The following is a 24,250-nucleotide window of genomic DNA, read 5'->3' on the forward strand; positions in this document are numbered from 1 at the left end:
CTGCGGTCTTTCGGCCGGCCCAACCCGGCCCGGAACTCCAGTGGCCCGCCAGCTCGTCGCCGCCTGACGTTTCCAGCAAGATGCCGTTCCGGTCCTCAATACTCAGGTAGTTATCAGGTTGTCTTCAGCACCTACCCAGATGAACCAATTATCGTCGTTAGTACCTCATAAGGGTGCGAGTGATGAATGGACCGAGTAGTGACCGGTCCGGACGCCGGCAGACTAGGGTTGTTCCCCCAACCAGCCCCAAGTCTGCCGGCGTTTTCCTTTTAACCGGCGGATCCCCGGCGGCTATTCCGCACTGAAATCAGGAAACTCCCCGGTGGCGGGCGAGAAGGATTCCTCAACGCCGGCAACCACGCCCGGCGCCTTCGGGCCGCGCAGGAATTCGCGGAGCCCGTCCAGGGCCGGCTCCCTGCCCTCGGCCACCACGCGCACGGATCCGTCCGGCGAGTTGGAAACAACACCGGTCAAGCCCAGCTGCACTGCCTGCCGAAGCGTGCGGTAACGGAACCCCACGCCCTGCACCTCGCCGGTCACCCGGGCCGTCAGCCGGCGGGGAGTTCCTTCCGGATGCTCTTGCTCATTCATCCGCTCAGCGTAACGCCCGGGAGCGCCGGAACGGCCTGTGTTGCCTCGAATCGGGGGCGAACTCAGTGCAGGCTGGTACCCAGCTGGTCCCGTACTGCTGCCAGCAGGGAGCCGTTCTCGACGAGCACCCGAACCGCCTCGATTTCCGGGGCGAGATACCGGTCCGGGCCGGGCCCGGGCACAACAGTCCGGATCATGGACCGGGCCGCGGCCACGGCAGGTGCGCTGCGGGACGATGCCGGGCCGCCGTCGCGCATGTCGAGCGCCCGTGCCGAGGTCAGCAGCTCAATGGCCAGTACCCGGGTCAGTCCGTCCACGGCCCGGCGCAGCTTCAGTCCGGCGGCCCAGCCCATGGACACGTGGTCCTCCTGCATGGCGGAGGACGGGATGGAATCCACCGACGCCGGCACCGCCAGGCGCTTGAGCTCCGCGACAATGCCGGCCTGGGTGTACTGGGCGATCATGTGGCCGGAGTCCACACCGGGGTCATGGGCCAGGAAGGCATTGAGGCCGTGGCTGCGGGTCCGGTCGAGGAACCGGTCCGTCCGCCGTTCGCTCATGGAGGCGACATCGGCGACGGCGATGGCCAGGAAATCCAGGACATAGGCCACCGGAGCACCGTGGAAGTTGCCGTTGGATTCCAGCCGGCCGTCCAGCGTCACCACCGGGTTGTCGATGGCAGAGGCCCGTTCGGCAGCTGCAACGGCTTCGGCATGCTGCAGCGTGGAGCGGGCGGCGCCGTGGACCTGGGGTGCGCAGCGCAGCGAGTACGCGTCCTGGACCCGGGTGAACCCGCCGGTCTTATGCTCCTCAATCAGCACCGATCCGGCCAGCACCGCACGGATGTTTTCTGCGGATTCCCCCTGCCCGGGCTGCGGCCGCAGCGCCTGCAGATCGGCGGCAAACACGCTGTCGCTCCCAAGCAGCCCTTCGACGCTCATGGCGGCGGCGAGATCCGCAGTGGCCAGCAGCCGGTGCAGGTCCGCGATGGCCAGCGTCAGCATCCCGAGCATCCCGTCCGTCCCGTTGATCAGTGCCAGTCCCTCCTTTTCCTGCAGCTCCATCGGCTCCAGCCCGGCCGCCTCGAGTGCGGCGGCGGCGGGCACCAGGTGCCCGCCGGCGTCGCGCACCTGCCCTTCACCCATCAGCGCGAGGGCACAGTGGGAGAGGGGAGCGAGGTCGCCGGAACAGCCCAGGGAACCGTACTCACCCACCCACGGCGTGATGCCTGCGTTGAGCATTCCGGCGTAGGCCAGCCCGACGGCGGGACGCACACCGGTACGGCCGGTCGCCAGGGTGGCCAGGCGGTTGAGCATCAGGGCACGCACCACCTCACGGTCCACTTCCGCACCGGATGACGCCGCATGGCTGCGGATCAGCGAGCGCTGCAGCTGGGTCCGCTGTTCCGGGGGAATCTGCTTCACAGCCAGGGCACCGAAACCGGTGGACACGCCGTAGTGCGGTTTATCATCCGCGGCGAGGCTCTCGATCACCCCGCGCGAGGAGGCCATCGCAGCCAGCGCCCCCGGGGCCAGGGTCACGGGCGCACCGTGCCGGGCGACGGCGAGGATGTCCTGCCCGGACAGCGGACCCACCCCCAGCCCCACCGCGGCTCCCTCGTCGTTGCTGTGTAGCTCCATGCGTGTTCCTCCTGCGCTTAGACGGCCCCGGCTGCTATCCATCTTGCCCGTTCGATCCCGCTCAGGCGCGGACCCCGGCAGATTCAGCTTCTGGGATCCCAGACACTGCCCTAGACTCTGGGCATGCCCGCTGCCTATGCCCGTGTCCAGGTCCCTGCGGCGGCCCAGGTCCTGGCCATCCTGCGCTACCTCGGACAGCAGGCCGGGCCCGTGAGTGCATCCGCCGTCGCACGGGACCTTGCGCTGCCCCGCTCCACCACCTATCACCTGCTGGCCGCGCTGGTGAGCGACGGCTTTGCCGTGCACCTGCCGGAGGAGAGGCGGTACGCCCTGGGTGCCACGGCCCACGAACTGGGCACCGGCTACGCCCGGCAGGCCCCGCTGCAGCGCATTGCGCGGTTTCCGCTGCGCCGGCTTGTTGCACAGACCCGCTTCACCGCGCATCTGGCGGTGCTGCAGGGGACCGACGTGATCTACGTGATCGAGGAGCGGGCGCCGCGCCAGCAGCGGCTGGTGACCGACGCCGGCATCCGCCTTCCGGCCCACCGCACCGCCAGCGGCCGGGTCCTGCTGGCCGGGATGACCGGCGCCCAGCTGAGGGCCCTCTACCCGGACCCCGGGGCGGTGCGGTCCTCCCGCAGCGGCGGCACGGCACTGCCTGGCCTGCTGGAAGAGGTCCGTGGACGCGGCTATGCCTGGGAAGAGAACGAAGTCACCGAGGGCTTCTCTTCCGTTGCCGTACCTGTGCCGGACCGCAGCGGCCACGCCGTCGCCGGCCTGACCCTGACCGCGCCGAACCGCACCCGGGGGATCGATGCGCTGGCCGGACAGGTCCTGTCCGACCTGCTGCGCTGCGCCGCCGAGCTTTCCCGCCGCTTAGGCGCCCGCCCGCGGCCCGGCCCAATTGTGTCTGATATCCCAGACGCCTATCCCGGACCGGCTGCACGCTGAACCGCCCCGGGGCTACGGTCTGGCTATGTCTTCCACCTCTGACCCGTCGCGCCGCATCCGGGCACCCCGCGGCACCGACCTCACCGCGCACAGCTGGCAGACCGAAGCCCCGCTGCGGATGCTGATGAACAACCTGGACCCGGAAGTCGCCGAACGGCCCGCGGACCTGGTGGTCTACGGCGGCACCGGCCGGGCCGCCCGCAGCTGGGAAGCCTACGACGCCATCATCCGGACCCTTTCCACGCTGGCCGATGACGAAACGCTGCTGGTGCAGTCAGGGAAACCGGTGGGGGTTTTCCGCACCCATGAGTGGGCGCCGCGCGTCCTGATTGCCAACTCCAACCTGGTGGGGGACTGGGCCACCTGGCCGGAGTTCCGCCGGCTGGAGGCGGAGGGCCTGCTGATGTACGGGCAGATGACCGCCGGCTCGTGGATCTACATCGGCACCCAGGGCATCCTGCAGGGCACCTTCGAAACCTTCGGCGCCGTGGCCCGGAAGCTCTTCGCCAATGAAAACGCCACCCTGGCCGGCACCCTGACCCTGACCGGCGGCTGCGGCGGAATGGGCGGGGCGCAGCCGCTCGCCGTCACGCTGAACGGGGGAGCGGTCCTGATTGTCGACGTCGACGAGGCACGCCTGCGCCGACGTGCCGGCAAGCGCTACCTGGACGAGGTGGCACCGGACCTGGACACCGCCGTCGCCCGCGTTATGGCCGCCCGGACCGAAAAACGCGCCCTGTCCGTGGGCCTGGTGGGCAACGCCGCCGAGGTGTTCGAGGAACTGCTGCGCCGGCAGCAGGCCGGAGAAATCACGGTGGACATTGTCACCGACCAGACCTCCGCCCATGACCCGCTGAGCTACCTTCCCGCCGGCATCCCGGTGGAGCGCTGGCAGGCCGAAGCCGCCGCGGATCCGGAAGGCTTTACCAAGCAGTCCCGTGAAACCATGGCCCGGCACGTTGCCGCCATGGTCGGGTTCCAGGACGCGGGAGCCGAAGTGTTCGACTACGGCAACTCCATCCGGGACGAGGCCCGCCAGGGCGGCTATGCCCGCGCCTTCGATTTCCCCGGCTTTGTCCCGGCGTACATCCGGCCGCTGTTCTGCGAGGGAATGGGGCCGTTCCGCTGGGTGGCGCTGTCCGGGGATCCGCAGGACATTGCCGTGACCGATGCGGCCATCAAGGAGCTGTTCCCGGAGAACCTCCGCCTGCACCGCTGGATCGACGCCGCGGCCCGGCACGTGGAGTTCGAAGGCCTGCCTGCGCGCATCTGCTGGCTGGGCTACGGAGACCGCGCCAAGGCCGGACTGCTGTTCAACCGGCTCGTCGCCGAGGGCAAGGTGAGCGCCCCCATCGTGATCGGGCGGGACCACCTGGATGCGGGATCGGTGGCCTCCCCGTACCGGGAGACCGAGGCCATGGCCGACGGGTCGGACGCGATCGCGGACTGGCCCCTGCTCAACGCGCTGCTGAACACGGCTTCCGGTGCCACCTGGGTGTCCCTGCACCACGGCGGCGGTGTGGGCATCGGCCGGTCCATCCACGCGGGCCAGGTGGGCGTTGCCGATGGAACCGAGCTGGCGGCCCGTAAACTGGAGACCCTTCTGACCAATGATCCGGGTACCGGGGTAATGCGGCATGCCGACGCCGGGTACTCCCGCGCCGCGGACGTGGCCGCCGAGCGCGGCATCCGCATCCCCATGAACGAATAAGCACCCCGCCGAGAGAGAACCATGGACACTGTTAGCAGCCTGCTTGCCTCAATTGCCGACGTCGGACGGGATGCGCGGCGCGGCGGCTACTCCCGGCCCGTGTTTTCGACGCCGGAGCTGACGCTGCGCGAGTGGTTTAGCCAGGAGGCACAGCGCCGCGGACTGGACGTGGAAACGGACCGCAACGGCATCCTCTGGGCCTGGTGGGGCGAACCCGAACGGGGTGCCCTGGTGACGGGCAGCCACCTGGACTCCGTGCCGGGAGGCGGAGCGTTCGACGGGCCGCTGGGGGTGGCCTCCGCGCTGGCCGCCGTGGATCTGCTGCGGGGGCGCGGCATCACCCGCAACCGTTCCCTGGCCATCACCGTCTTCCCGGAAGAGGAAGGGTCCCGCTTCGGCGTCGCCTGTCTTGGATCGCGCCTGCTGACCGGAGACATGGATCCGGACAAGGCCCGGAACCTGCGCGATGCGGACGGAACCACCTTCGCCGACGCCGCCCGGGCCAACGGACTCGACCCCGCACGGCTGGGACGCGACGACGAGGCGCTGGCCCGGATCGGGGACTTCGTGGAACTGCACGTGGAGCAGGGCCGCGGGCTCGGCGAGGACGGTCCCGCGGTGGCCGTGGGTGGATCCATCCTGGGCCACGGCCGCTGGCGGATCACCGTCTCCGGGCAGGGCAACCACGCCGGCACCACCGCCATGGAGGACCGCGCCGACCCCCTGGTTGCCGCCGCGCAGATCATCGTGGCCGTGCAGAAGGCTGCCGCCGCCGTCGACGGCGCCCGGGCCACGGTGGGCCGGCTCGCTCCGGTCCCGGGCGGCACCAATGTGATTGCCTCCCGGGTGGACCTCTGGCTCGACGCCCGGCACCCCGACGACGCCGCCGCCCTGGCCCTCGTGGAAACCATTCACGGCAAGGCGCAGAAGATCGCCGCGTTCGAAGGCTGCACCGTGTCCCTGGCACCGGAATCCTGGACCGGGTCGGTGACCTTTGATGCCGCACTGGGCCGGAGCCTGCAGCTGGCCCTCCCGGGCGCTCCGGTGCTGGCGACGGGTGCCGGGCATGACGCCGGGATCCTCGCCGGGCATGTGCCTTCCGGCATGCTGTTTGTCCGCAATCCGACCGGGATCTCACACTCCCCGGAGGAATTCGTGGAGGCACACGACGCCGAGGCCGGAGCCGCTGCGCTCGCCGATGTGCTGGAGGCGCTGCTGTGAACGGTGCCGGAGGTCCTTCGGGTGCGGCCGTCTGGTGCGAGGCGGGGTGGTACCAGGGCGGCATCCGCGAGGGCATCCGGCTTTCGGTCGACCCCGCGGGAACCGTCACGGCAGCCGCACCTGGCACGGAAGCCGAACCCGGGGACCTGGTCCTTTCCGGCGTCGTCTTTCCCGCAGCCGCGAACGCCCATTCACATGCCTTCCACCGGGTGCTGCGCGGACGCACCCATACCTCCGGGGACTTCTGGAGCTGGCGGGAGCAGATGTACTCGGCCGCCGGGGCCCTGACCCCGGCGCTGTACGAACAGCTCGCCACAGCCGTGTTCGCGGAGATGGTGGTCTCCGGCTACACCAGCGTCGCCGAGTTCCACTACGTGCACCATGCCCCGGACGGCTCCGCCTATCCGGAGCACGGCATGGAACTGGCCCTGGCCCGGGCAGCGGTTAGTGCCGGCATCCGGCTGACCCTGCTGGACACCTGTTATCTTTCCGGCGGTTTGGGGACACGCAGCGTGGGGGCACCGCTGGAGCCCTCGCAGCGGCGGTTCGGGGACGCCGACGCCGATGCCTGGCTGTCCCGGTTCGCTTCGCTGCAGGCGGCGGTCGCTGCGCGGTTTCCTCCGGAGCAGGTCAGCGTCGGGGCCGCCCTGCACTCCGTCCGCGCCGTGCCGGAGGCTGCGCTGGCCCGCATTGCGAAGCGGCTGCCGGCCGGGATTCCGCTGCACATCCATCTGTCCGAACAGCCGCAGGAAAACGCCGACTGCCTGGCCGCGACCGGGTTGACGCCCACGGGACTTCTCCACCGGCACGGGCTGCTCAGTTCCCGGCTCTCGGTGGTCCACGCCACGCACCTGACCGACGCCGACATGGCCCTGCTGGGAGCGGCGGACGCCACCGCGGTGTTCTGCCCCAGCACGGAAGCCGACCTCGCGGACGGCCTCGGTCCCGCCACGGAACTGCGGAACGCCGGTGTTGCCCTGGCCCTGGGCAGTGACCAGCACGCCGTCGTCGATCCCTGGCTGGAGATGCGGGCACTGGAACACGGCGAGCGGCTGCGCACCGGCAAGCGCGGCACCTTCACCCCGGCCGACCTGCACTTTGCCGCGTCCGACGCCGGAGCAGCGGCGCAGGGCCGGCGTGCACCCGGGCTGGAACCGGGGAAGGCCTGCGACCTCATGGCGGTTCGCCCGCACAGCGTGCGCACCGCCGGGTCACGGCCCGGACAGCTGGCATTTTCCGCCACCGCGGCGGACGTAACCGCCGTCGTCGTCGGCGGCCGGCTCCTCGCCCGGAACGGGCACCACACCGTCCTCGGTGACCCGGCCGTCCTGCTGCGGGAGGCCATTGCCGCCGTCGACTCCGCCCCCGCAGCAGTGCACGAAACCCGCTTGGAAGGAACCCGGCACCCATGAGCTCCGCCTCGACACTGATCACCAACATCGGCGAACTCTCCACGCAGGACGCCGCCGCGGAGACCCCCGTGCTGCAGGATGCCGCCATCGTGTTCGAGGGGGAACGGATCAGCTGGATCGGGCCGGCGCGGAATGCCCCTGCTGCGGATGAGATGATCGACGCCGGCGGGCGCGCCGGGCTGCCCGGCTGGGTGGACTCGCATACCCACCTGGTGTTCGCCGGGGACCGCAGCGCGGAGTTCGAAGCGCGGATGGCGGGGCAGGCCTATGAAGCCGGCGGGATCGCGGTCACCACGGAAGCCACCCGCGCGGCGTCGGACTACGACCTGACCCGGCTGCTGCTGGCGCGGGCTGCCGAAGCCGCGGCGGGCGGCACCACGTACCTGGAAACCAAAACCGGCTACGGGCTAAACGTGGAGGAGGAACGCCGGCATGCCCGGATCGCGTCCACCGTGGCGGACACGGTCACGTTCCTGGGTGCGCACCTGGTGCCGGACGGCGCCGACGCCGACGAGTACACGGACCTGGTCTGCACCGACATGCTCGCCGCGGTGCGGCCGTACGTGCAGTGGGCGGACGTCTTCTGCGAAAAGGGCGCGTTCACCGAGGAACAGTCCCGGCGGGTGCTGCAGGCGGGCCGGGATGCCGGCCTGGGGCTGCGGGTACACGGCAACCAGCTCGGGCCCGGCGCCGGGGTGCAGCTCGCGGTGGAGTTCGGAGCGGCGAGCGTGGACCACGTGAACCACCTGTCCGACGACGACGTCGCGGCGCTCGCGGACAGCTGGGCCGGGTGGGGTGCCGGGGCCGGTGCTGGCACCGGAATCCCTGGGACCGTTGCGACGTGCCTGCCGGCCTGTGACCTGTCCACCCGGGCTCCGCTGGCTCCGGCACGGCAGCTGCTGGACGCCGGGGTGCAGGTGGCGTTGGCGTCGAACTGCAACCCGGGGACGTCCTTCACCAGCTCCATGGCTTTCTGCGTGGCCACGGCCGTGCTGCAGATGGGCCTCACCGTGCAGGAAGCCGTCCGGGCGGCCACCTACGGCGGCGCGCTGGCACTGCGGGTACACACCGGAGCCGACCGGGACGGTGCACGGGCTGTCGGGTCCCTCGCCGTCGGGCACCGCGCCGATCTGCAGCTGCTCAATGCGCCCTCGGCCGCCCATCTGGCGTACCGGCCCGGAATGCCCCTGACCGGCATGGTGTTACGGGCCGGGGTGCCGGTGCGCCACTGAGCCGCCGACAGGGGCCAGGGGGTAGGGACTGCGGGGTTGCGGGGTGCGGAGCCGGACGGGGATCGAGTCTGCACGATTTACCAATTTCAGAGCGGAAATCGGTAAATGTTGCTGACTCGATGCGGAAACCGGTAAATGTTGCTGACTCGATGCGGAAACCGGTAAATGTTCGGGAACGGCGCTTCGATGAGCAAGGAATGGTCCAGGTCCGATACGAGCGCCGGTAGGTCCGGCTCCGGCAAGCCGAGGCGACCCGATGCAAGCCGGGCCGTCCGGCACAATGGTGTCCATGTCTGCAGCCCTGCCCTCCGCCCCCGCTGAATCCCTGGACCCGCGGGCCCGCCGGATGCTGGTGTTCGAAATCCTGATTGTGCTGGGGCTTTCGCTCGGCAGGTCCGGGGTTTACGCCGTCGTCGAACTCATTGAAAAGGCCACCGAGGCGCCGCTGGGCGACCAGACCACCACGCTGAATCCCGTCCTCGATGAGCGGCCGTACTTCGACCTGGTGTACCAGCTGCTGGGGATCTTCTTTTCCCTGCTGCCGGTGGCGCTGGTCCTGTTCCTGCTGACCGAACCCGGAAAGTCGGCGTTCCGACGGATCGGTTTCACGTTCGCTAAACCGCTTCGCGACTTCGGGCTCGGCGTGGCGCTGGCAGCGGTCATCGGCGTCGGCACGCTTGGCGTTTACGCCGCCGGACGGGCGCTGGGCATCACCACCGCCATTGTTCCGGCAGACCTGGACACCTACTGGTGGACGCTGCCGGTGCTGATCCTCTCGGCCATGCGGCATGCCGTGCTGGAGGAAGTCATTGTGGTGGGCTACCTGTTCCTGCGGCTGCGGCAGCTGGGCTGGGGGACGCCGGCAATCATCCTCACCAGCGCCCTGATCCGGGCGAGCTACCACCTGTACCAGGGGATCGGCCCGGGCATCGGGAACTTCCTGATGGGCCTGCTCTTCGGGTACGCCTACTACAAGACACGCCGGGTCATGCCGCTGGTGATAGCGCACGCGCTGGTGGACATCGCCGGGTTTGTCGGTTTTGCGCTGTTTGGTTCGGCCATCGGGATCGGCGACTGAGCGGCATCCCCTAGGCTGGCCCCGTGACACTGATGACCCCGTGGGGCGCAGCCCTGGACCCCGAATCCGTCCTGCCGGAATACCCCCGCCCCCAGCTGGCCCGTGACAGCTACCTGAACCTCAACGGCTACTGGCAGTACGCGATCACCTCCGTGCGCCAGGAGCAGCCTCCGGAGGCCAGCGACTGGGACGGACAGATCCTGGTGCCGTTCTCGCCCGAGGCGCCGCTTTCCGGGGTGAACCGGCAGCTGCAGCCGCAGCAGCTGCTCTGGTACCGGCGGACCGTGACCCTGCCGGAGGGCTTCGCGGGCGAGCGGATCCTGCTGCACTTCGGCGCGGTGGATTCCAGCTGCCGGGTCACGGTCAACGGTATTCCCGTGGGCGGGCACGACGGCGGCTACCTGCCGTTCTCCCTCGACATCACCGAGGCGCTGGCCGCGGGCCCGGACGGCGGTTCCCCCGGGGCCGGGCACGAAATCGTAGTCCGGGTACGGGACCTGAGCAACACCGGATCCGCCAGCCGCGGCAAGCAGACCCTGGACCGCGGCGGGATCTGGTACACGGCTCAGTCCGGAATCTGGCAGACAGTCTGGCTGGAAGCGGTGCCGCAGGCGAGCATCGCGCGCCTGGTCCTGGTGCCGGACCTGGACTCAGTGACCGCCAGGGTGCTGGTCGACGACGTCCGGTCCGCCCCGGACAGCACGGACCTGCTCGCGGAAGTCACCCTGGCCGCGGACGGGCACCCGGTGGCGGCCGCCGTCGTCGTTCCCGGAACCCCGGTGCGGATCCCGGTCCCGGATGCGCACCTCTGGTCGCCGGAGGACCCGTTCCTTTACGACGTCACCGTGCGGCTGCTCACCGACGGCCGGGAAGCCGACCGGGTCCGCAGCTACACCGCGCTGCGGACCGTGGGAACGGGGCCCGACGACGCCGGGCACCTGCGGCTACTGCTGAACGGGCGGCCGTATTTCCATGCGGGGCTGCTGGACCAGGGCTACTGGCCGGACGGGCTGTACACGGCGCCGTCGGACGAGGCACTGGCCTCCGATATCCGTGCGGCGAAGGACCTCGGCTTCGCGATGCTGCGCAAGCACATCAAGATCGAACCGCTGCGCTGGTACTACCATGCCGACCGGCTGGGCATCCTGGTCTGGCAGGACCTGGTGAACGGCGGTGCTGCGTATCGGCACTCCGTGGTCACTGCTCCGGCGGTGGGGGCGGCACACCGGTCCGACGACGACTACGCCGCCTTCGGGCGGGCCGATGCGCAGGGCAGGGAACAGTTCCTGGCCGAACTGCACGGCACGGTGGAGCTGCTGGGAAACAGCCCGTCCATCGTGGTGTGGGTGCCGTTCAACGAAGGGTGGGGCCAGTTCGACGCCAATGCCGTCACCGTACTGCTGCGGGGCCTGGATCCGACGCGGACCATCGACCACGCCAGCGGCTGGCATGACCAGGGCGGGGGAGACCTCAAAAGCGTGCACGTCTACTTTGTGCCGTTCCGGCTGCGGAAGGGCTGGCTGGCCGGGGGCCGCGCCGTCGTCCTGTCCGAGTACGGGGGTTACAGCCTGCGCATTCCCGGGCACACCTTCAACGACAAGGAGTTCGGGTACCGGCGGTTCCGGTCCCGGCGTGCCCTGGCCCGGGCGTACGAGCGGCTGCACCGGCGGCAGATTGAACCTGCGGTCGCCGGCGGGCTGGCCGCGACGGTCTACACCCAGCTCACGGACGTCGAGGACGAGGTCAACGGGCTCCTCACGTACGACCGCCGGGTGGTGAAGATCGACGCCGGTCTGGTGCGCGGGATCAATGCGGGGCTTCGTCGTGCTGCGGGGTCCTGAGCGCTTTTGCCTCCTGGCTGAGGAAATCGTACGGTTTGGGAAATTCCTGCCACGGCGCAGCGCAGGGATTTCCCAAACCGGCAGCAGAATCCCAATATGGCAGCGAAATTAGCGATAGGGACGGGTGCGGGGCAGGCCGGCACCGAGCATCCTCCGGGGCAGGCTCTCCGGATGTTCAGGTGGCCTGCCGATGTCGTTCCAGGACCAGCGGACGAAACGGACCCCCGTAGCTCGGATGGCATCTTCCCGCCGTTTTTCCCGCATGAGCGTCTCCCATGACGGTTCGACAGCTAAGCCGTTTGCGCCGTATTTCCCGGCACCGTCGAATTCCCCCACCAAGTCCTGTTCCGTCCAGTAAAAGTCCGTGCGGAAGCGGCCCGTGGGGGTCCTGAATTCATGCTGCAGCTCGGGGGATGGAAACCCAAGCCGGTGCAGGACGGCTCGGGAATACGACTCGCCGGCCGACTCAGAGCGTTCATCTGCAAAGTCGACAACCCGCCCGGCCCGGAGGCTTTTGGCATGACTGGGCAGGTTGGCGGCCAATTCCTTCAGGTGTTCTTTCTTTACCCCGGGAAGGCCGCGGACGGGGTCCGGGTGCAGCACACGGTCCATGGCCGGAACTGCGCGCTCAAAATCCAAGTGGGCAGCCATATCCAAGACCGTTTGGGCCCTGGAGGTGAGTGTCATTCCGTCCACGACCTCCAAGGGTTCCAGCAGCCGGCGTGCGCTCCACCGGAGGTCGCCTCGGCGTCGGCCATGGGATGCAGCAGAGGCCAGCAGTAAAACTTCAGGGAATGTTCCGATCACCGGCAGCCCCCATATGGAAGCGGCAGATTGTTGAATGAGCACACGTTGTTCCGGCGCCTGCTCCACGGTGGCCCGTATGCGGACGCGGTTCTGTTCCCAAAGAGGCAGCTGCCGCCACACTTCAGAGTGGACGTAGATGCCGCTGCGGAGGCGGATCAGTTCACCAGCCCGGCACCGCAGCGCGAGGGAACGCCGTCCGGAACCGTACAGCTCGGCGTCGGACGCGAAAAGCAGTTCGGGTTTCATTCCCTCAGGCTGGAGGACCGGAGGCCGGATCGGGAGGGCGGACCGTCTTCATGTGGAAAACCCTGCCGTTTCCGGAAGAATCAACCGGTTTGGGAAATACCGGCCACGGCGAACCGACCCAAACCGACAGCAGAACCCGGAACTAGATCTCGACAGGGCCGTTCGCGGTATCGAACGTGACGGACATGATGCCCGGCGTTCCGGCCGGGGCAATCCACGTGACATCGACGTTTTCCAGCGGTTTCTCCACCGGATGGCCCAGCCAGTCGGTGACGCGTGCGGCCGATCCGGCAATGGTCAGGGACCTCAGCTTCACCGAACCGGGCATCCCCGGAATGGCGTTGGAGGGGTGCAGTTCAGCCGTGCCGTCGTCCCAGCGGAGCAGATAGGGGACCTGCGGGTCGGCGATCAGCCCGTTGATGCCGATCTGCCGCCAGGTCAGTTCCTGGCCGTCGGGGAACTTGCGGTTGCCCGGGACGGACTCCCGGCCGAGGCGTTCCTCGAAGGGAGACAGGTCGTCAACGGAAACACACCACCCCATCCAGCCGCCGCCGGATTCGGAACGCTGGCGTACGGCCTGGCCGAACGGCGCCTTGTCCGACGCCGGGTGGTTCAGTACCTCCACCACCTCGACGTACTGGTTGTTGGCCAGGGGCAGGATCATATTGCGGGTACCGAACCGGGGGTGGACGCCACCCTTCACGTAATCGGCGCCGAGAGCAGCAGCAATCCTCTCGGTGGTGGCCAAAAGACCGTCGGATTCACAGGCATAAGAAACATGGTCCAAGCGCATGCGGCCCATTGTGGCACGTTGTGATACGCGTCTCGACCAAGGGAAGCCTTAGTGCGGAAATCTCCCTGCCGTGCCGCCGGAGCAGCACCGAAACTTTTCCTGTTTTCACGCTGCGTCATAGAGGTTGCGCGACGGCGGCATATCGGCTTCCATAGGTGCAGGTCATGAGTGCCAGCAGATAGCCCCGGCTTGCTGGCCGGCAACCCTCCAACCGCGGTGGGGTGCCCCGGGTGAAGACCTGGCCGTACGCCAAACGGGCGTCCGGCAAGCGCGGGTCCCATGACCCCACCGGACATCCGGCGTACCCGGATGCACCCCGGCGGCGTTGTGCGGCCCCTGGTTTGAGGGAGCATCATGAGTGCAGATTGGTCATTTGAAACCCGCCAGATCCACGTAGGCCAGGAGCCCGACGCCGTCACCGGTGCACGTGCCCTGCCCATTTACCAGACCACGTCCTTCGTTTTTCCAAGTGCGGAGGCGGCCGCGAACCGGTTCGCCCTGGCCGAACTGGAACCGATCTACACCCGGATCGGCAATCCTACGCAGGAGGCGGTGGAGAACCGGATCGCTTCCCTGGAGGGCGGCGTCGGTGCCCTGCTGCTGGCGTCCGGCCAGGCCGCGGAAACCTTTGCGCTGCTGAACCTTGCGCAGGCCGGCGACCATGTGGTCGCCAGCCCCAGCCTGTACGGCGGCACCTACAACCTGCTGAAGCACACCCTGAAGCGGTTCGGCATTGAGACCACCTTCGTGCAGGACCCGGACAACCTGGACCATTGGCGCGACGCCGTCCGGCCCAACACGAAGGCCTTCTTCGGCGAGGTGGTCTCCAACCCCCGCCAGGATGTCCTGGACCTGGAAGGCATCAGCGCCGTGGCCCACGAGGCAGGAGTGCCGCTGATCGTGGACAACACCCTGTCGACGCCGTACCTGATCCGCCCGATTGAATGGGGCGCCGACATTGTGGTCCACTCGGCCACGAAGTACCTCGGCGGGCACGGGACGGCCATTGCCGGCGTCATCGTGGATTCGGGCAACTTCGACTTTGCCGCGGATCCGGAGAAGTTCCCCGGCTTCAATACCCCGGACGAAAGCTACAACGGACTGGTCTACGCCCGGGACCTGGGCGTCAACGGCGCCCTCGGCGCGAACCTTGCCTTCATCCTCAAGGCGCGGGTACAGCTGCTGCGGGACCTCGGGTCCGCGGTGTCGCCGTTCAACGCGTTCCTGATTGCCCAGGGCCTGGAAACCCTGAGCCTGCGGCTGGAGCGGCACGTTGCCAACGCGGTCGCCGTCGCCAACTGGCTGGAAGGGCACGACGACGTCGTGTCGGTGGCGTACGCGGGCCTGGAGTCCAGCCCGTGGTTTGAGCGCGGCCGCAAATACGGGCCGCGCGGCACCGGCGCCATTGTCTCCTTTGAGATCGAGGGCGGCATCGACGCCGGCAAGCGCTTTGTGGACGGACTCGAACTGCATTCGCATGTGGCCAACGTCGGCGACGTCCGGTCGCTGGTCATCCACCCGGCGTCGACCACCCACAGCCAGCTTGGTGCCGAAGCGCAGCTGGCCGCCGGCGTCAGCCCGGGGCTGGTCCGGCTTTCGGTGGGCATCGAGCACATCGATGACATCCTCGCGGACCTCGACGCCGGGTTCCGGGCCGCCAAGGGAGCGTAGCTTCCGTGCCCCGGCACCCGGCTCCGCAGCGCGAGTCGCTGCCGGAGCCGCTGCAGCACCCCGCCGAAAAGGACGGGGTGCTGCAGTATGCGTCCATTGGGGGACTGGAACTGGAAACCGGCGGGTACCTGCCCGACGTCGTCCTCGCCTACGAGACGTGGGGGCAGCTGGACCCGGAGGCCGGCAACGCGGTGCTGATCCCCCACGCCCTGACCGGCAGCAGCCATGTAGCCCGGGGGAGCAGCACCGAACCGGGCTGGTGGGAGGAGCTTGTAGGGCCGGGCCTGACCGTGGACACCCGCCGGTACTTCGTGGTCTCGGTCAACATGCTGGGCGGCTGCTACGGCTCCACCGGGCCTGCTTCGGCGGACCCGGACGGATTGCCCTGGGGGTCGCGGTTTCCGTTCGTCACCATCCGGGATTCGGTCCGGGCGGAGGCCCGGCTGGCGGACCGGTTGGGTATTGCGCGTTGGCATGCCGTGCTGGGCGGCTCGCTTGGGGGAGCGCGGGCGCTGGAATGGGCGGTAACCGAGCCGGACCGGGTGCGGCACTGCGGAGTGATTGCGGCGACCGCGGCCAGCACGGCCGAACAGATTGCGTTTGCCCAGGCACAGCTGGCCGCAATCCGGCTGGATCCGGCCTTCAACGGAGGGGACTATTACAACGGCACGCCTCCGCTGGCCGGGCTCGGCCTGGCCCGCCGGATCGCGCACATCACCTACCGGTCCGAACCGGAACTGGAATACCGGTTCGGACGGTCCCCGCAGGCGGCCGAAGACCCGTTCGGCGCCGCCTACCCGGCCGGAAGGGGCCGGTACTCCGTGGAGAGCTACCTGGACCACCAGGCGAGGAAGCTGGCCGGCAGGTTCGATGCCAACAGCTATCTGGTGCTCACCGAAGCCCTGGTCAGCCACGACGTCGTCCGGGGCCGGGGATCCCTGCGGGCGGCGCTCGCAGGCACAACGGCGGACTTCTTTATTGCCGCGGTGGAATCGGACCGGCTGTACTTTCCCCAGCAGTCCGCGGATCTGGCAGCAGCCCTGCCCCGGGGAACGCAGGTCCATCTCATTCGGGCACCCATCGGGCATGACGGCTTCCTGACCAGCGTCCGGGAGATTTCCGGTGCACTGACGCGGGAGGTCTTCGGGTAGGACGGCGGGACAACAGGGCCTACCCCTTGCCCGCCGGGGCAATTCGTGGGAGAACATTCCCCATGGCAGATCGGATCTCTCTTTCCGGCCGGGCGCAGTGCACCCCGCAGGTGCTCTGGCACGTGCTCGTCGATAACCGGGCCGCCTGGTGGCCGGACATGGACTTCGCCCCGCACCCGGGAGCGCCCCTGAAAGAGCGGTGGAGCGAGGACGGAGTGGAGCACACCGCCACCGGTACTGTGCTGGCGGTCGCCCCGGGCCGGCTGCTTTCCTTCCGCTGGACGGCACCCGAATGGGGCGCCCACACCGTGGTCAGTTTCGAACTGACCGACGAGACAGATACCACCGGGATAGCGGTCACCGAGAGCGGATTTGCGGCGCTCGACGCCGGAGTGGGCGCCGAGCTTTCCGCAGCCCACCGGGAAGGGTGGGCCTTCCATCTGGCGAACCTCATTGAGCAGGCCGAGAAAACCGACCAGGCGCAGCAGGCGGGCGGCGCCTGAAAAGCGGGCGGCGCCTGAAAAACAGCCCTAGTCCGCGGAACCCTGCGGCATCCGCTGTCCGAACATCGGGCCGGCCTCGGGACGCTTGGCCGAGATCCCGTCACCCGAGGACTGGTGGCGCACCCGGCGGACCACCCAGGGGAACAGGAACTCGCGGGCCCAGACCATGTCTTCGGAGCGGGCCGTCCGCCACTTTTTGGCGGGCAGGGGCTTGGTTTCCAGCGGCTGCAGGGAATGCGGCACCTGCAGCGTGTCCAGCACCATCGCGGCGATGGTGTGGTGTCCCAGCGGAGAGAAGTGCAGCCGGTCCGGAGCCCACATCTGCGGATCATTCAACTCGCGCAGCGCCCACATGTCGGCAATGATGGCGCCGTGCCGCTGCGCCACGGTCCGCAGGTTTTCGTTGTAGATCGCAGCCCGGCCACGGACACTGCCCAACACGGGGGTACTCCCGAGGTCCGGGCCGGTGAAGAGGACAACGCCGGCACCTGCCGCGCGCAGCCGGGCAACGGCACCGTCCATGCGTTCGGCCAGCCGGTCCGGATCGCCGCCGGGGCGGATCACGTCGTTGCCGCCGGCACAGATGGTGACCAGATCCGGCTTCAGCGCCAGGGCCGGTTCCAGCTGCTCGTCGATGATCTGGTTCAGCAGCCGGCCACGGATGGCCAGGTTCGCATAGGCAAAGTCGGGCTGTTCCGAAGCCAGTTCCTCCGCCACGCGGTCCGCCCACCCCCGGTTGCCGCCCGGACTGTCGGGATGGGGATCGCCGATGCCCTCGGTAAAGGAATCGCCCATGGCTACGAACCGGGACCAGAGGTGCAGCGGAGGGTGCTCCTGCCTGGAATCGGAAGAAAGGGCGGCCTCGGGCAGGGAATTTGTACTCACCGGTCAATACTTGCAAACCGGCCCTTGGCTACGCGACCGTAGGTTATAAATACCGGCATGCCAGAATATAAAGCATGACAAAACCCGCTTGGAATCCCGTTGTCCTCTGGTCAAAACCCGAAGCTGAACGGGCAGGCACTCCGCTGCTGGTTCTTTTCCACGGATACCTGGCCAACGAAGAGGACCTGATGGGACTGGCGGATTATCTGCCGGAAAACTTCACCATCGCCTCGGTCCGCGCACCGCAGGCCTCCGGCCCCGGGTACACCTGGTTCCCGCTGATGAGCGAGGCCGACTACTCCGTGGACGCCGTAGTGGAGTCCGTGGCGGACGTCGCCGCGTGGCTGGACACCGTTCGTGACGGCCACACCAGCGTGAGCCTCCTGGGCTTCTCGATGGGGATGGCCGTGGCCACCACCCTGCTGCGGCACCGCCCGCAGGACTTCGCCGCCGTCGTCGGGCTCTCCGGTTTTGTGGTCCCGTCGCAGGACAACCCGTTCTTCCACGACGACGAACTGCAGCCGGGCGGCGTGCCCTTCTTCTGGGGCCGGGACCAGGCCGACCCGGTCATCGATGCGCCGCGGATCGAATACACGCATGCCTGGCTCAATGCCCACACCGCTATGACCAAGATCCTCTACTCGAACATGGGCCACGGCATCAACATGCAGGAGCTGGGCCATGTGAAGGAGTTCCTGGTGCACACGGTGCTGCGCGCCGGAACCCGGGCGAGCTAGCCTTCGCGGGTAATCCGCACCGTTTCGCCGTTCACGGAGACCAGGTCGCCGGCGTGCAGCTGGCGGCCGCGGCGCTCTTCAATGTCGCCGTTGACCTTGACCATGCCGTCTTCGATCAGCTGTTTGGCCTGGATCCCGTCCTCGGCCAGGTTGGCGAGCTTGAGCAGCTGGCCCAGGCGGATCATTTCGTCGCGGATGGGAAGGTCTTGGGCATCGGAGGAACTCATGCCTCCATTCTGCCCGACTTTCCCGCTCCGGCCTGCTCCGACGGCTCGCTGCCGGCCGGAGCGGTAGGGTAGTCGGGTGCCAAATGCTGTGCGGATGTCCCCGCTGATCGGTCTGCCCCTGTCCCTGCTTGCCGGGGTTGCCATCCCGTCCCAGGCCCGCGTCAACGGCGCCCTGGGCCAACGGCTCGACGACGGCCTGGCCGCCGCCCTGGTCAGCTTCCTTGTCGGGCTGGTGGTCATGGTCGCCATCAGCCTGGCCCTGCCCCGCGGACGGGCCGGCGCCGGACAGCTGATTCCCTCGCTGCGGGAGCGCCGGTTCCCGCGCTACTACGTCCTGGCCGGCATGATCGGCGGCTACTTCGTGCTTTCCCAGACCCTGACCGTCGCCGTCCTGGGCGTGGCCGTGTTTACCGTTGCCGCCGTCGCCGGACAGACCCTCACGGGGCTGGTGGTGGACCGGTTGGGCATCGGGCCGGCCGGCAAAAAGGCGCTGACCGTCATGCGGGTGGTGGGCGCGGTGCTGACCATTGCCGCCGTGGCCTGGGCCGTCAGCCCGAAGCTCGGTGCCGGGGGAGAGCCCTCCGAATGGCTCCTGCCGGTGCTGCTGCCCCTGACTGCGGGCATGCTGATGAGTTTCCAGCAGGCCATGAACGGCACCACGGGCATGCATTACGGCACGCCGATCACCGCGACGCTGGTGAACTTCATTTCCGGCACCGTCCTGCTGGCCGTGATGTGGGGGATCAAGGTTGCGGTTTCGGGGCCCGGCAACCCGCTGCCCGGCGAGTGGTGGCTGTACCTCGGCGGTCCGCTGGGCTGCATCTTCATCGGTGTCGGTGCCCTGCTGGTGCGCAGCCTGGGCGTCCTGCTCACCAGCCTCGGACTGATCGGCGGTCAGCTGATCGGCTCGCTGCTGCTGGACATTGTCTTCCCCGCCCCGGGCAGCGTAGTGGTGGCGGCAACCGTGCTCGGAACCCTGCTCACGCTGCTCGCCATTGTGCTGGCCACGCTGCCGTGGAACATGCCCGGCGGCGGCCCGTTCCGCCGTCGTCGTACCGGCCGGACCGACGCCGCATCCACCCCGCGCTGACCGGAGGAAAGCCGCGCCTAAACGGACGCCGGTAGGTCGGCAGGGCATCGCCGCCTTAAGCTGGTAGTTGTAGCTTTGCCCGGCGGCGAAGAACCGACCACCCTCTCTGCGGTGGCGCGGATGCCAAAGGGACCAGAAGAGGACCGCACCCAGCGGCCCTCTAGACACGAAAAGAACGGCGGTACCATTCCATGGCTTCGACCAAATCCAAGCTGGATCCCATCATCTCCCTGGCCAAGCGCCGGGGGTTCGTTTTCCAGTCGGGTGAGATTTACGGCGGGTCCCGGTCCGCATGGGATTACGGCCCCCTGGGTGTCGAACTCAAGGAAAACATCAAGAAGCAGTGGTGGCAGCATATGGTCCGCGGCCGCGACGACGTCGTCGGGCTCGATTCCGCCGTCATCCTTCCGCGCCAGGTCTGGGAAGCGTCCGGACACGTGGAGGTCTTCTCGGATCCGCTGGTGGAGTGCCTGAGCTGCCACAAGCGCTACCGTGCCGACCACCTCGAAGAGGCCTACGAGGAAAAGAAGGGCCACGCCCCCGAAAACGGCCTGGCCGACATTGCCTGCGCCAACTGCGGCACCAAGGGCCAGTGGACCGAACCGCAGGAATTCTCCGGCCTGCTCAAGACCTTCCTCGGCCCGGTGGCCAATGAAGAGGGCATGCACTACCTGCGCCCGGAGACGGCCCAGGGCATCTTCGTGAACTTCAACAACGTGCTGACCACCTCGCGCAAGAAGCCGCCGTTCGGCATTGGCCAGATCGGCAAGAGCTTCCGCAACGAAATCACGCCGGGCAACTTCATCTTCCGCACCCGCGAGTTCGAGCAGATGGAAATGGAATTCTTCGTCGAACCGGGCACGGACGAGGAATGGCATAAGTACTGGATCGAAAACCGGTTCAACTGGTACACGGAACTGGGTATCAACCCGGACAACCTGCGCCTCTTCGAGCACCCGCTGGAAAAGCTCAGCCACTACTCCAAGGGCACTACCGACGTGGAGTACCGCTTCGGGTTCCAGGGCTCCGAGTGGGGCGAGCTCGAGGGCATCGCCAACCGCACCGACTTCGACCTCGGCACGCACTCCAAGCATTCCGGCACGGACCTGAGCTACTTCAACCAGGCCACGAACGAGCGCTTCACCCCGTACGTGATCGAGCCCGCCGCCGGCCTGACCCGTTCCTTCATGGCGTTCCTGGTGGACTCCTACACCGAGGATGAGGCACCCAACGCAAAGGGCGGCGTCGACAAGCGCACCGTCCTGAAGCTGGATCCGCGCCTGGCCCCGGTCAAGGCCGCCGTGCTGCCGCTGAGCCGCAACGAGGACCTTTCGCCCAAGGCCAAGGACCTCGCCGCACAGCTGCGCCGCAACTGGAACATCGACTTCGACGACGCCGGCGCCATTGGCCGCCGGTACCGCCGCCAGGACGAGATCGGCACCCCGTTCTGCATCACCGTTGACTTCGACACGCTCGAAGACCACGCCGTCACCGTGCGCGAACGCGACACCATGGCGCAGGAACGGGTGAGCCTGGACAAGGTCGAGGGTTACCTGGCCGAACGGCTGATCGGCGCGTAATGGCAATCTCGTTCCGCGAATGGCGTGAAGACGACGACCTTAAACTGAACCAGCTCTGGGGCGACCCGGAGAGTCCGCAGGCCGGGCAGTTCCGTGCCGTGCTGCGTCCCTCCTCCAACGAACCGTGGAGCCGCTGCATCGTGGCCGAAGACGACGGCATTCCGGTAGCCGCCGGCGTCGTCTACGAGACGAGCCTGCATCCGGACCGGCTGTGGGCCTATGTGGAGGTCGCCCGCGAAAACCGGCGTACCGGACTCGGCACCGCCCTGCTGGACATGCTGCGCAAGGAAGCCGAGTCGGCGCCGTCGGGCGTGACCAAGCTGCGCGCGAAGGTGGAGCCGGGCACCCCGGCCGCTGCCTTTGCCGAGGCCGCCGGGCTCACTGTGATCCAGCGGTCCTGCGTAGTGCTGGTGGAGCCGGGCCGGCTGAAGCTGCCCGTCTTCACCGACGACGGCCCCCAGCTGGACGAGGCAGCCACCGGTTCCGTGGAACTCACCCAGTCCGTCACGCAGTTCTACAACGCAGTGCATGAATGGGACCGCGCCGACATGACCCTCGGTAAGGCCCAGCAGATGCTGCTCAACGACGCCACCGGAGCAACAGGTGCCGTGGTCCTGCGGGACAAGCCGAAGAAGGACGGCGGGAAGATCGCCGCCTTCGCGGTGAGCTACACGCAGGAACGCACGGACGAACCCGCCGACGTCCTGGTCGGCTACGACACCACACTGGACCTTGACGAGGCCCAGGCCGCGGTGGAGTCCCTGGTGGCCATGCTCGCGTACCAGTACCCGGTGCAGCTGGAAGTGGATGAGTCCATGACAGCCGTGGTCCGGGCGCTGGCACCTCTGATCAAGGTAGGCGCTGCGCGGCAGGTCGGCAGCGAAACGCTGATCCTGAGCGACTAGCTTTCCAAGCAGAACCACAAGAGGCGGCCCCCGCAGAATGCGGAGGCCGCCTCTTGTGGTTTCCCGGGCTTTAGGACTTCAGCCGCCCGGACAGGGCATAGAGCACAGCGGCGGCAACATCCTCCACGGAGCGGTCCGGATCGAACACGAGCCAGTCCAGTGCACCCATCAGGGTGGCGCCGAAGACACTCCCGGCGATCAGCGTGAGGCCGTCCGAACCGCCGCCGGACAGCCCGGACGCCGCGCCTCCGGCCTGCCGGACGGGCTCCACGAATTCGGTCAGCGCCTCCTGGCGCAGCAGGTTCAGGGAGTGCTGCCAGGAGCGGTCCGTGCGCAGGATTTCCGCAGCCATCAGCCGGGCCAGGGCGCGGTTTTCGGACAATAGCTCCAGGAGGGCGCGGACCATCGACTCAATCGCGTCCCACCCGTCGAGGCCGCTTCGGGCCGACCGCAGGCACCCGGCAAGGCCCCCCACGCCCTCCAGCAGGAGTTTCTCGAAGAGCTTGTCCTTGGAGGAAAAGTTGTAGTAAAGGCTTCCCTTGGCCACCCCGGCGCGTTCGGCCACATCGTCCATGGTGGTGCCGGAGATGCCGTTGGCGGCGGCTAGTTCCAGCGCGGCGTCGAGGATGGCGCGCTTGGTGCCGGATTCGCGTGGCATGCGGAGATGGATCCTTAGGCGGAAGGGAAATGCTGTCCCTTCGATCTTAGGGGCCGCCGGGGGCCGGGGCCGGGGCCGCCGGAGCGGGCGGGCCGCCTGGCCGGGCACCGGACAGGATTTGCATCGGCTTGCGAGAATAGAGGGGTGACTGTTTTATCTCCGGAACTCAAGCTCGAGCTTCCCCCTCTGCAGCTAGGCCCGATCACCGTGGACACGCCGGTGATCCTGGCACCCATGGCCGGCATTACCAACAAGGCCTTCCGCCGGCTCTGCCGCGAATACGGGGGAGGGCTGTACGTGACTGAAATGGTCACCTCCCGCGCGCTGGTGGAACGCTCGCCGGAATCCATGCGGATCATCAAACACGACGACGACGAAAAGGTCCGCTCCGTCCAGCTCTACGGCGTGGATCCCAAGACCGTCGGTGCAGCCGTCCGACTCCTGGTGGAAGAGGACCGCGCCGACCACATTGACCTGAACTTCGGCTGCCCGGTCCCCAAGGTCACCCGCAAGGGCGGCGGCTCGGCCCTGCCATGGAAGCTGGACCTGTTCACCGCCATCGTCCAGACGGCAGTGAAGGAAGCCTCCCGGGGCAACGTGCCGCTGACCATCAAGATGCGCAAGGGCATTGACGAGGACCACCTGACCTTCCTCGACGCCGGGAAGATCGCCCGCGACTCCGGTGTGGCCGCGGTGACCCTGCACGGCCGCACGGCGTCGCAGTTCTACTCCGGCAAGGCCGACTGGTCCGCCATCGCGGAACTGCGCGAAGCCCTGCCGGACATGAACGTCCTGGGCAACGGCGACATCTGGTCCGCCGAGGACGCCATCCGCATGGTGCGCGAAACCGGCGTGGACGGCGTCGTCATCGGACGGGGCTGCCAGGGCCGCCCGTGGCTCTTCGGTGACCTGGAAGCGGCTTTCGAGGGAAGCACCGAGCGGCACAGGCCCGGATTGAAGCAGGTGTCCGACAGCGTGTACCGGCATGCCGAACTGCTGGTGGAAACCTTCGGCGACGAAGTGATTGCCCTGCGCGACATCCGCAAGCACATGGCGTGGTACTTCAAGGGCTACGTAGTCGGGGGAGACCTCCGCGCTAAACTGGCGACGGTACCGTCCCTGGCGGTCCTCCGTGAACTGCTTGACCAGCTGGACCCCGACGCTCCCTACCCCGGCACAGACGCCGAGGGACCGCGCGGACGGGCAGGAACACCCAAAAAGACAGCGCTGCCGGAAGGCTGGCTGGACGGGCGGGAACTCAACGCCGCCCAGAAATCCATCATCTCCGCAGCCGAACTCGACGTATCAGGCGGCTAAAGC

General features: G+C 68.1%; 22 protein-coding genes and 1 riboswitch. Of the genes, 15 read left to right on the plus strand and 7 right to left on the minus strand.

The genetic code is table 11. From position 1 onward, the window contains the following. Positions 1-291 precede the first annotated feature (291 nt). Positions 292-591, minus strand: coding sequence for an acylphosphatase (locus tag LOC60_RS13665; protein ID WP_230026079.1), 300 nt, complete (start codon positions 589-591; stop codon positions 292-294). A 62-nt stretch (positions 592-653) separates the two neighbouring features. Next, on the minus strand, positions 654-2,231 hold the full coding sequence (hutH, locus tag LOC60_RS13670) for a histidine ammonia-lyase (RefSeq protein ID WP_230026081.1): 1,578 nt from the start codon (positions 2,229-2,231) through the stop codon (positions 654-656). A 123-nt stretch (positions 2,232-2,354) separates the two neighbouring features. Between hutH and LOC60_RS13675 the strand changes: the two genes are divergently transcribed. From LOC60_RS13675 to LOC60_RS13705, 7 genes are all read left to right on the plus strand, one after another. After that, positions 2,355-3,182 carry an IclR family transcriptional regulator gene (locus LOC60_RS13675; RefSeq protein WP_230026083.1) on the plus strand — a complete coding sequence of 276 codons (828 nt, stop codon included), beginning with the start codon at positions 2,355-2,357 and terminating at the stop codon, positions 3,180-3,182. Positions 3,183-3,207: 25 nt separating this feature from the next. Beyond that, positions 3,208-4,893 carry a urocanate hydratase gene (gene hutU / locus LOC60_RS13680; protein ID WP_230026085.1) on the plus strand — a complete coding sequence of 562 codons (1,686 nt, stop codon included), beginning with the start codon at positions 3,208-3,210 and terminating at the stop codon, positions 4,891-4,893. A 21-nt stretch (positions 4,894-4,914) separates the two neighbouring features. Continuing rightward, positions 4,915-6,114, plus strand: a complete 1,200-nt coding sequence (locus LOC60_RS13685) for an allantoate amidohydrolase (RefSeq protein WP_230026087.1) — start codon at positions 4,915-4,917, stop codon at positions 6,112-6,114. Beyond that, positions 6,111-7,526, plus strand: a complete 1,416-nt coding sequence (locus LOC60_RS13690) for a formimidoylglutamate deiminase (protein ID WP_230026089.1) — start codon at positions 6,111-6,113, stop codon at positions 7,524-7,526. Before LOC60_RS13685 ends, LOC60_RS13690 begins: the two co-directional genes overlap by 4 nt. After that, positions 7,523-8,758 carry an imidazolonepropionase gene (hutI, locus tag LOC60_RS13695; RefSeq protein WP_230026091.1) on the plus strand — a complete coding sequence of 412 codons (1,236 nt, stop codon included), beginning with the start codon at positions 7,523-7,525 and terminating at the stop codon, positions 8,756-8,758. Before LOC60_RS13690 ends, hutI begins: the two co-directional genes overlap by 4 nt. A 289-nt stretch (positions 8,759-9,047) precedes the next feature. Then, positions 9,048-9,836: a CPBP family intramembrane glutamic endopeptidase gene (locus tag LOC60_RS13700; RefSeq protein ID WP_230026093.1), complete on the plus strand. Its 789-nt coding sequence runs from the start codon at positions 9,048-9,050 to the stop codon at positions 9,834-9,836. Between the two features lie 32 nt (positions 9,837-9,868). After that, positions 9,869-11,677: a glycoside hydrolase family 2 protein gene (locus LOC60_RS13705; RefSeq protein WP_230026266.1), complete on the plus strand. Its 1,809-nt coding sequence runs from the start codon at positions 9,869-9,871 to the stop codon at positions 11,675-11,677. A gap of 108 nt (positions 11,678-11,785) precedes the next feature. Here LOC60_RS13705 and LOC60_RS13710 read toward each other — a convergent pair whose 3' ends face one another. Continuing rightward, positions 11,786-12,328 carry a hypothetical protein gene (locus LOC60_RS13710; RefSeq protein WP_230026095.1) on the minus strand — a complete coding sequence of 181 codons (543 nt, stop codon included), beginning with the start codon at positions 12,326-12,328 and terminating at the stop codon, positions 11,786-11,788. 544 nt (positions 12,329-12,872) lie between these two features. Then, the gene (locus LOC60_RS13715; protein WP_230026097.1) at positions 12,873-13,523 is read right to left on the minus strand and encodes a VOC family protein; all 651 of its coding nucleotides are present in this window, start codon (positions 13,521-13,523) and stop codon (positions 12,873-12,875) included. A gap of 160 nt (positions 13,524-13,683) precedes the next feature. Beyond that, positions 13,684-13,800, plus strand: a riboswitch (SAM riboswitch). A gap of 77 nt (positions 13,801-13,877) precedes the next feature. On the opposite strand from LOC60_RS13715, the gene LOC60_RS13720 reads away from it, so the two are divergent. The 3 genes from LOC60_RS13720 (at position 13,878) to LOC60_RS13730 (ending at position 16,848) form a co-directional block, all read left to right on the plus strand. Next, on the plus strand, positions 13,878-15,194 hold the full coding sequence (locus tag LOC60_RS13720) for a bifunctional o-acetylhomoserine/o-acetylserine sulfhydrylase (RefSeq protein WP_227924411.1): 1,317 nt from the start codon (positions 13,878-13,880) through the stop codon (positions 15,192-15,194). 38 nt (positions 15,195-15,232) lie between these two features. Further along, positions 15,233-16,345: a homoserine O-acetyltransferase MetX gene (gene metX / locus LOC60_RS13725; protein ID WP_230026268.1), complete on the plus strand. Its 1,113-nt coding sequence runs from the start codon at positions 15,233-15,235 to the stop codon at positions 16,343-16,345. A 62-nt stretch (positions 16,346-16,407) separates the two neighbouring features. Beyond that, complete coding sequence (locus LOC60_RS13730) at positions 16,408-16,848, plus strand: SRPBCC domain-containing protein (protein ID WP_230026099.1); 441 nt, start codon at positions 16,408-16,410, stop codon at positions 16,846-16,848. Positions 16,849-16,875: 27 nt separating this feature from the next. Here the strand turns inward: LOC60_RS13730 and LOC60_RS13735 are convergent, their stop codons facing one another. Continuing rightward, positions 16,876-17,718: an SGNH/GDSL hydrolase family protein gene (locus tag LOC60_RS13735; RefSeq protein ID WP_230026270.1), complete on the minus strand. Its 843-nt coding sequence runs from the start codon at positions 17,716-17,718 to the stop codon at positions 16,876-16,878. 89 nt (positions 17,719-17,807) lie between these two features. Between LOC60_RS13735 and LOC60_RS13740 the strand changes: the two genes are divergently transcribed. Next, positions 17,808-18,470: an alpha/beta hydrolase gene (locus LOC60_RS13740; RefSeq protein ID WP_230026101.1), complete on the plus strand. Its 663-nt coding sequence runs from the start codon at positions 17,808-17,810 to the stop codon at positions 18,468-18,470. Here the strand turns inward: LOC60_RS13740 and LOC60_RS13745 are convergent. Then, positions 18,467-18,697, minus strand: a complete 231-nt coding sequence (locus LOC60_RS13745) for an RNA-binding S4 domain-containing protein (protein WP_229953222.1) — start codon at positions 18,695-18,697, stop codon at positions 18,467-18,469. The two genes, LOC60_RS13740 and LOC60_RS13745, sit on opposite strands and share 4 nt — an antisense overlap. A gap of 76 nt (positions 18,698-18,773) precedes the next feature. On the opposite strand from LOC60_RS13745, the gene LOC60_RS13750 reads away from it, so the two are divergent. The 3 genes from LOC60_RS13750 to LOC60_RS13760 all read left to right on the plus strand — a co-directional run bounded on the left by LOC60_RS13750 (position 18,774) and on the right by LOC60_RS13760 (position 22,272). Beyond that, entirely contained in the window at positions 18,774-19,787 is a 1,014-nt protein-coding gene (locus tag LOC60_RS13750) for a DMT family transporter (protein ID WP_230026103.1), read from the plus strand. 191 nt (positions 19,788-19,978) lie between these two features. Continuing rightward, positions 19,979-21,367: a glycine--tRNA ligase gene (locus LOC60_RS13755; protein WP_230026105.1), complete on the plus strand. Its 1,389-nt coding sequence runs from the start codon at positions 19,979-19,981 to the stop codon at positions 21,365-21,367. Continuing rightward, positions 21,367-22,272: a GNAT family N-acetyltransferase gene (locus tag LOC60_RS13760; RefSeq protein WP_230026107.1), complete on the plus strand. Its 906-nt coding sequence runs from the start codon at positions 21,367-21,369 to the stop codon at positions 22,270-22,272. The genes LOC60_RS13755 and LOC60_RS13760 overlap by 1 nt, the downstream gene beginning before the upstream one ends. A 70-nt stretch (positions 22,273-22,342) precedes the next feature. On the opposite strand, the gene LOC60_RS13765 is transcribed toward LOC60_RS13760, so the two are convergent. After that, positions 22,343-22,930, minus strand: coding sequence for a TetR/AcrR family transcriptional regulator (locus LOC60_RS13765; RefSeq protein WP_230026109.1), 588 nt, complete (start codon positions 22,928-22,930; stop codon positions 22,343-22,345). 144 nt (positions 22,931-23,074) lie between these two features. Here LOC60_RS13765 and dusB point away from each other — a divergent pair, with 144 nt between their 5' ends. After that, positions 23,075-24,247 carry a tRNA dihydrouridine synthase DusB gene (gene dusB / locus LOC60_RS13770; protein ID WP_229953216.1) on the plus strand — a complete coding sequence of 391 codons (1,173 nt, stop codon included), beginning with the start codon at positions 23,075-23,077 and terminating at the stop codon, positions 24,245-24,247. Positions 24,248-24,250: the final 3 nt, after the last annotated feature.

Source organism: Arthrobacter sp. zg-Y769 (assembly GCF_020907405.1).
In the GTDB taxonomy this organism is placed as follows: domain Bacteria; phylum Actinomycetota; class Actinomycetes; order Actinomycetales; family Micrococcaceae; genus Arthrobacter_B.

What these genes read in the sequence shown, in the direction of transcription:
- LOC60_RS13720 (WP_227924411.1), top strand. Translation starts at nt 13,878, where the DNA reads ATGAGTGCAGATTGGTCATTTGAAACCCGCCAGATCCACGTAGGCCAG.
- hutU (WP_230026085.1), top strand. Translation starts at nt 3,208, where the DNA reads ATGTCTTCCACCTCTGACCCGTCGCGCCGCATCCGGGCACCCCGCGGC.
- LOC60_RS13710 (WP_230026095.1), bottom strand. Translation starts at nt 12,328, where the DNA reads ATGGCTGCCCACTTGGATTTTGAGCGCGCAGTTCCGGCCATGGACCGT.
- LOC60_RS13705 (WP_230026266.1), top strand. Translation starts at nt 9,869, where the DNA reads ATGACCCCGTGGGGCGCAGCCCTGGACCCCGAATCCGTCCTGCCGGAA.
- LOC60_RS13755 (WP_230026105.1), top strand. Translation starts at nt 19,979, where the DNA reads ATGGCTTCGACCAAATCCAAGCTGGATCCCATCATCTCCCTGGCCAAG.
- LOC60_RS13765 (WP_230026109.1), bottom strand. Translation starts at nt 22,930, where the DNA reads ATGCCACGCGAATCCGGCACCAAGCGCGCCATCCTCGACGCCGCGCTG.
- LOC60_RS13685 (WP_230026087.1), top strand. Translation starts at nt 4,915, where the DNA reads ATGGACACTGTTAGCAGCCTGCTTGCCTCAATTGCCGACGTCGGACGG.
- LOC60_RS13745 (WP_229953222.1), bottom strand. Translation starts at nt 18,697, where the DNA reads ATGAGTTCCTCCGATGCCCAAGACCTTCCCATCCGCGACGAAATGATC.
- LOC60_RS13675 (WP_230026083.1), top strand. Translation starts at nt 2,355, where the DNA reads ATGCCCGCTGCCTATGCCCGTGTCCAGGTCCCTGCGGCGGCCCAGGTC.
- LOC60_RS13740 (WP_230026101.1), top strand. Translation starts at nt 17,808, where the DNA reads ATGACAAAACCCGCTTGGAATCCCGTTGTCCTCTGGTCAAAACCCGAA.
- LOC60_RS13665 (WP_230026079.1), bottom strand. Translation starts at nt 591, where the DNA reads ATGAATGAGCAAGAGCATCCGGAAGGAACTCCCCGCCGGCTGACGGCC.
- hutI (WP_230026091.1), top strand. Translation starts at nt 7,523, where the DNA reads ATGAGCTCCGCCTCGACACTGATCACCAACATCGGCGAACTCTCCACG.
- hutH (WP_230026081.1), bottom strand. Translation starts at nt 2,231, where the DNA reads ATGGAGCTACACAGCAACGACGAGGGAGCCGCGGTGGGGCTGGGGGTG.
- LOC60_RS13730 (WP_230026099.1), top strand. Translation starts at nt 16,408, where the DNA reads ATGGCAGATCGGATCTCTCTTTCCGGCCGGGCGCAGTGCACCCCGCAG.
- LOC60_RS13760 (WP_230026107.1), top strand. Translation starts at nt 21,367, where the DNA reads ATGGCAATCTCGTTCCGCGAATGGCGTGAAGACGACGACCTTAAACTG.
- LOC60_RS13715 (WP_230026097.1), bottom strand. Translation starts at nt 13,523, where the DNA reads ATGCGCTTGGACCATGTTTCTTATGCCTGTGAATCCGACGGTCTTTTG.
- LOC60_RS13700 (WP_230026093.1), top strand. Translation starts at nt 9,048, where the DNA reads ATGTCTGCAGCCCTGCCCTCCGCCCCCGCTGAATCCCTGGACCCGCGG.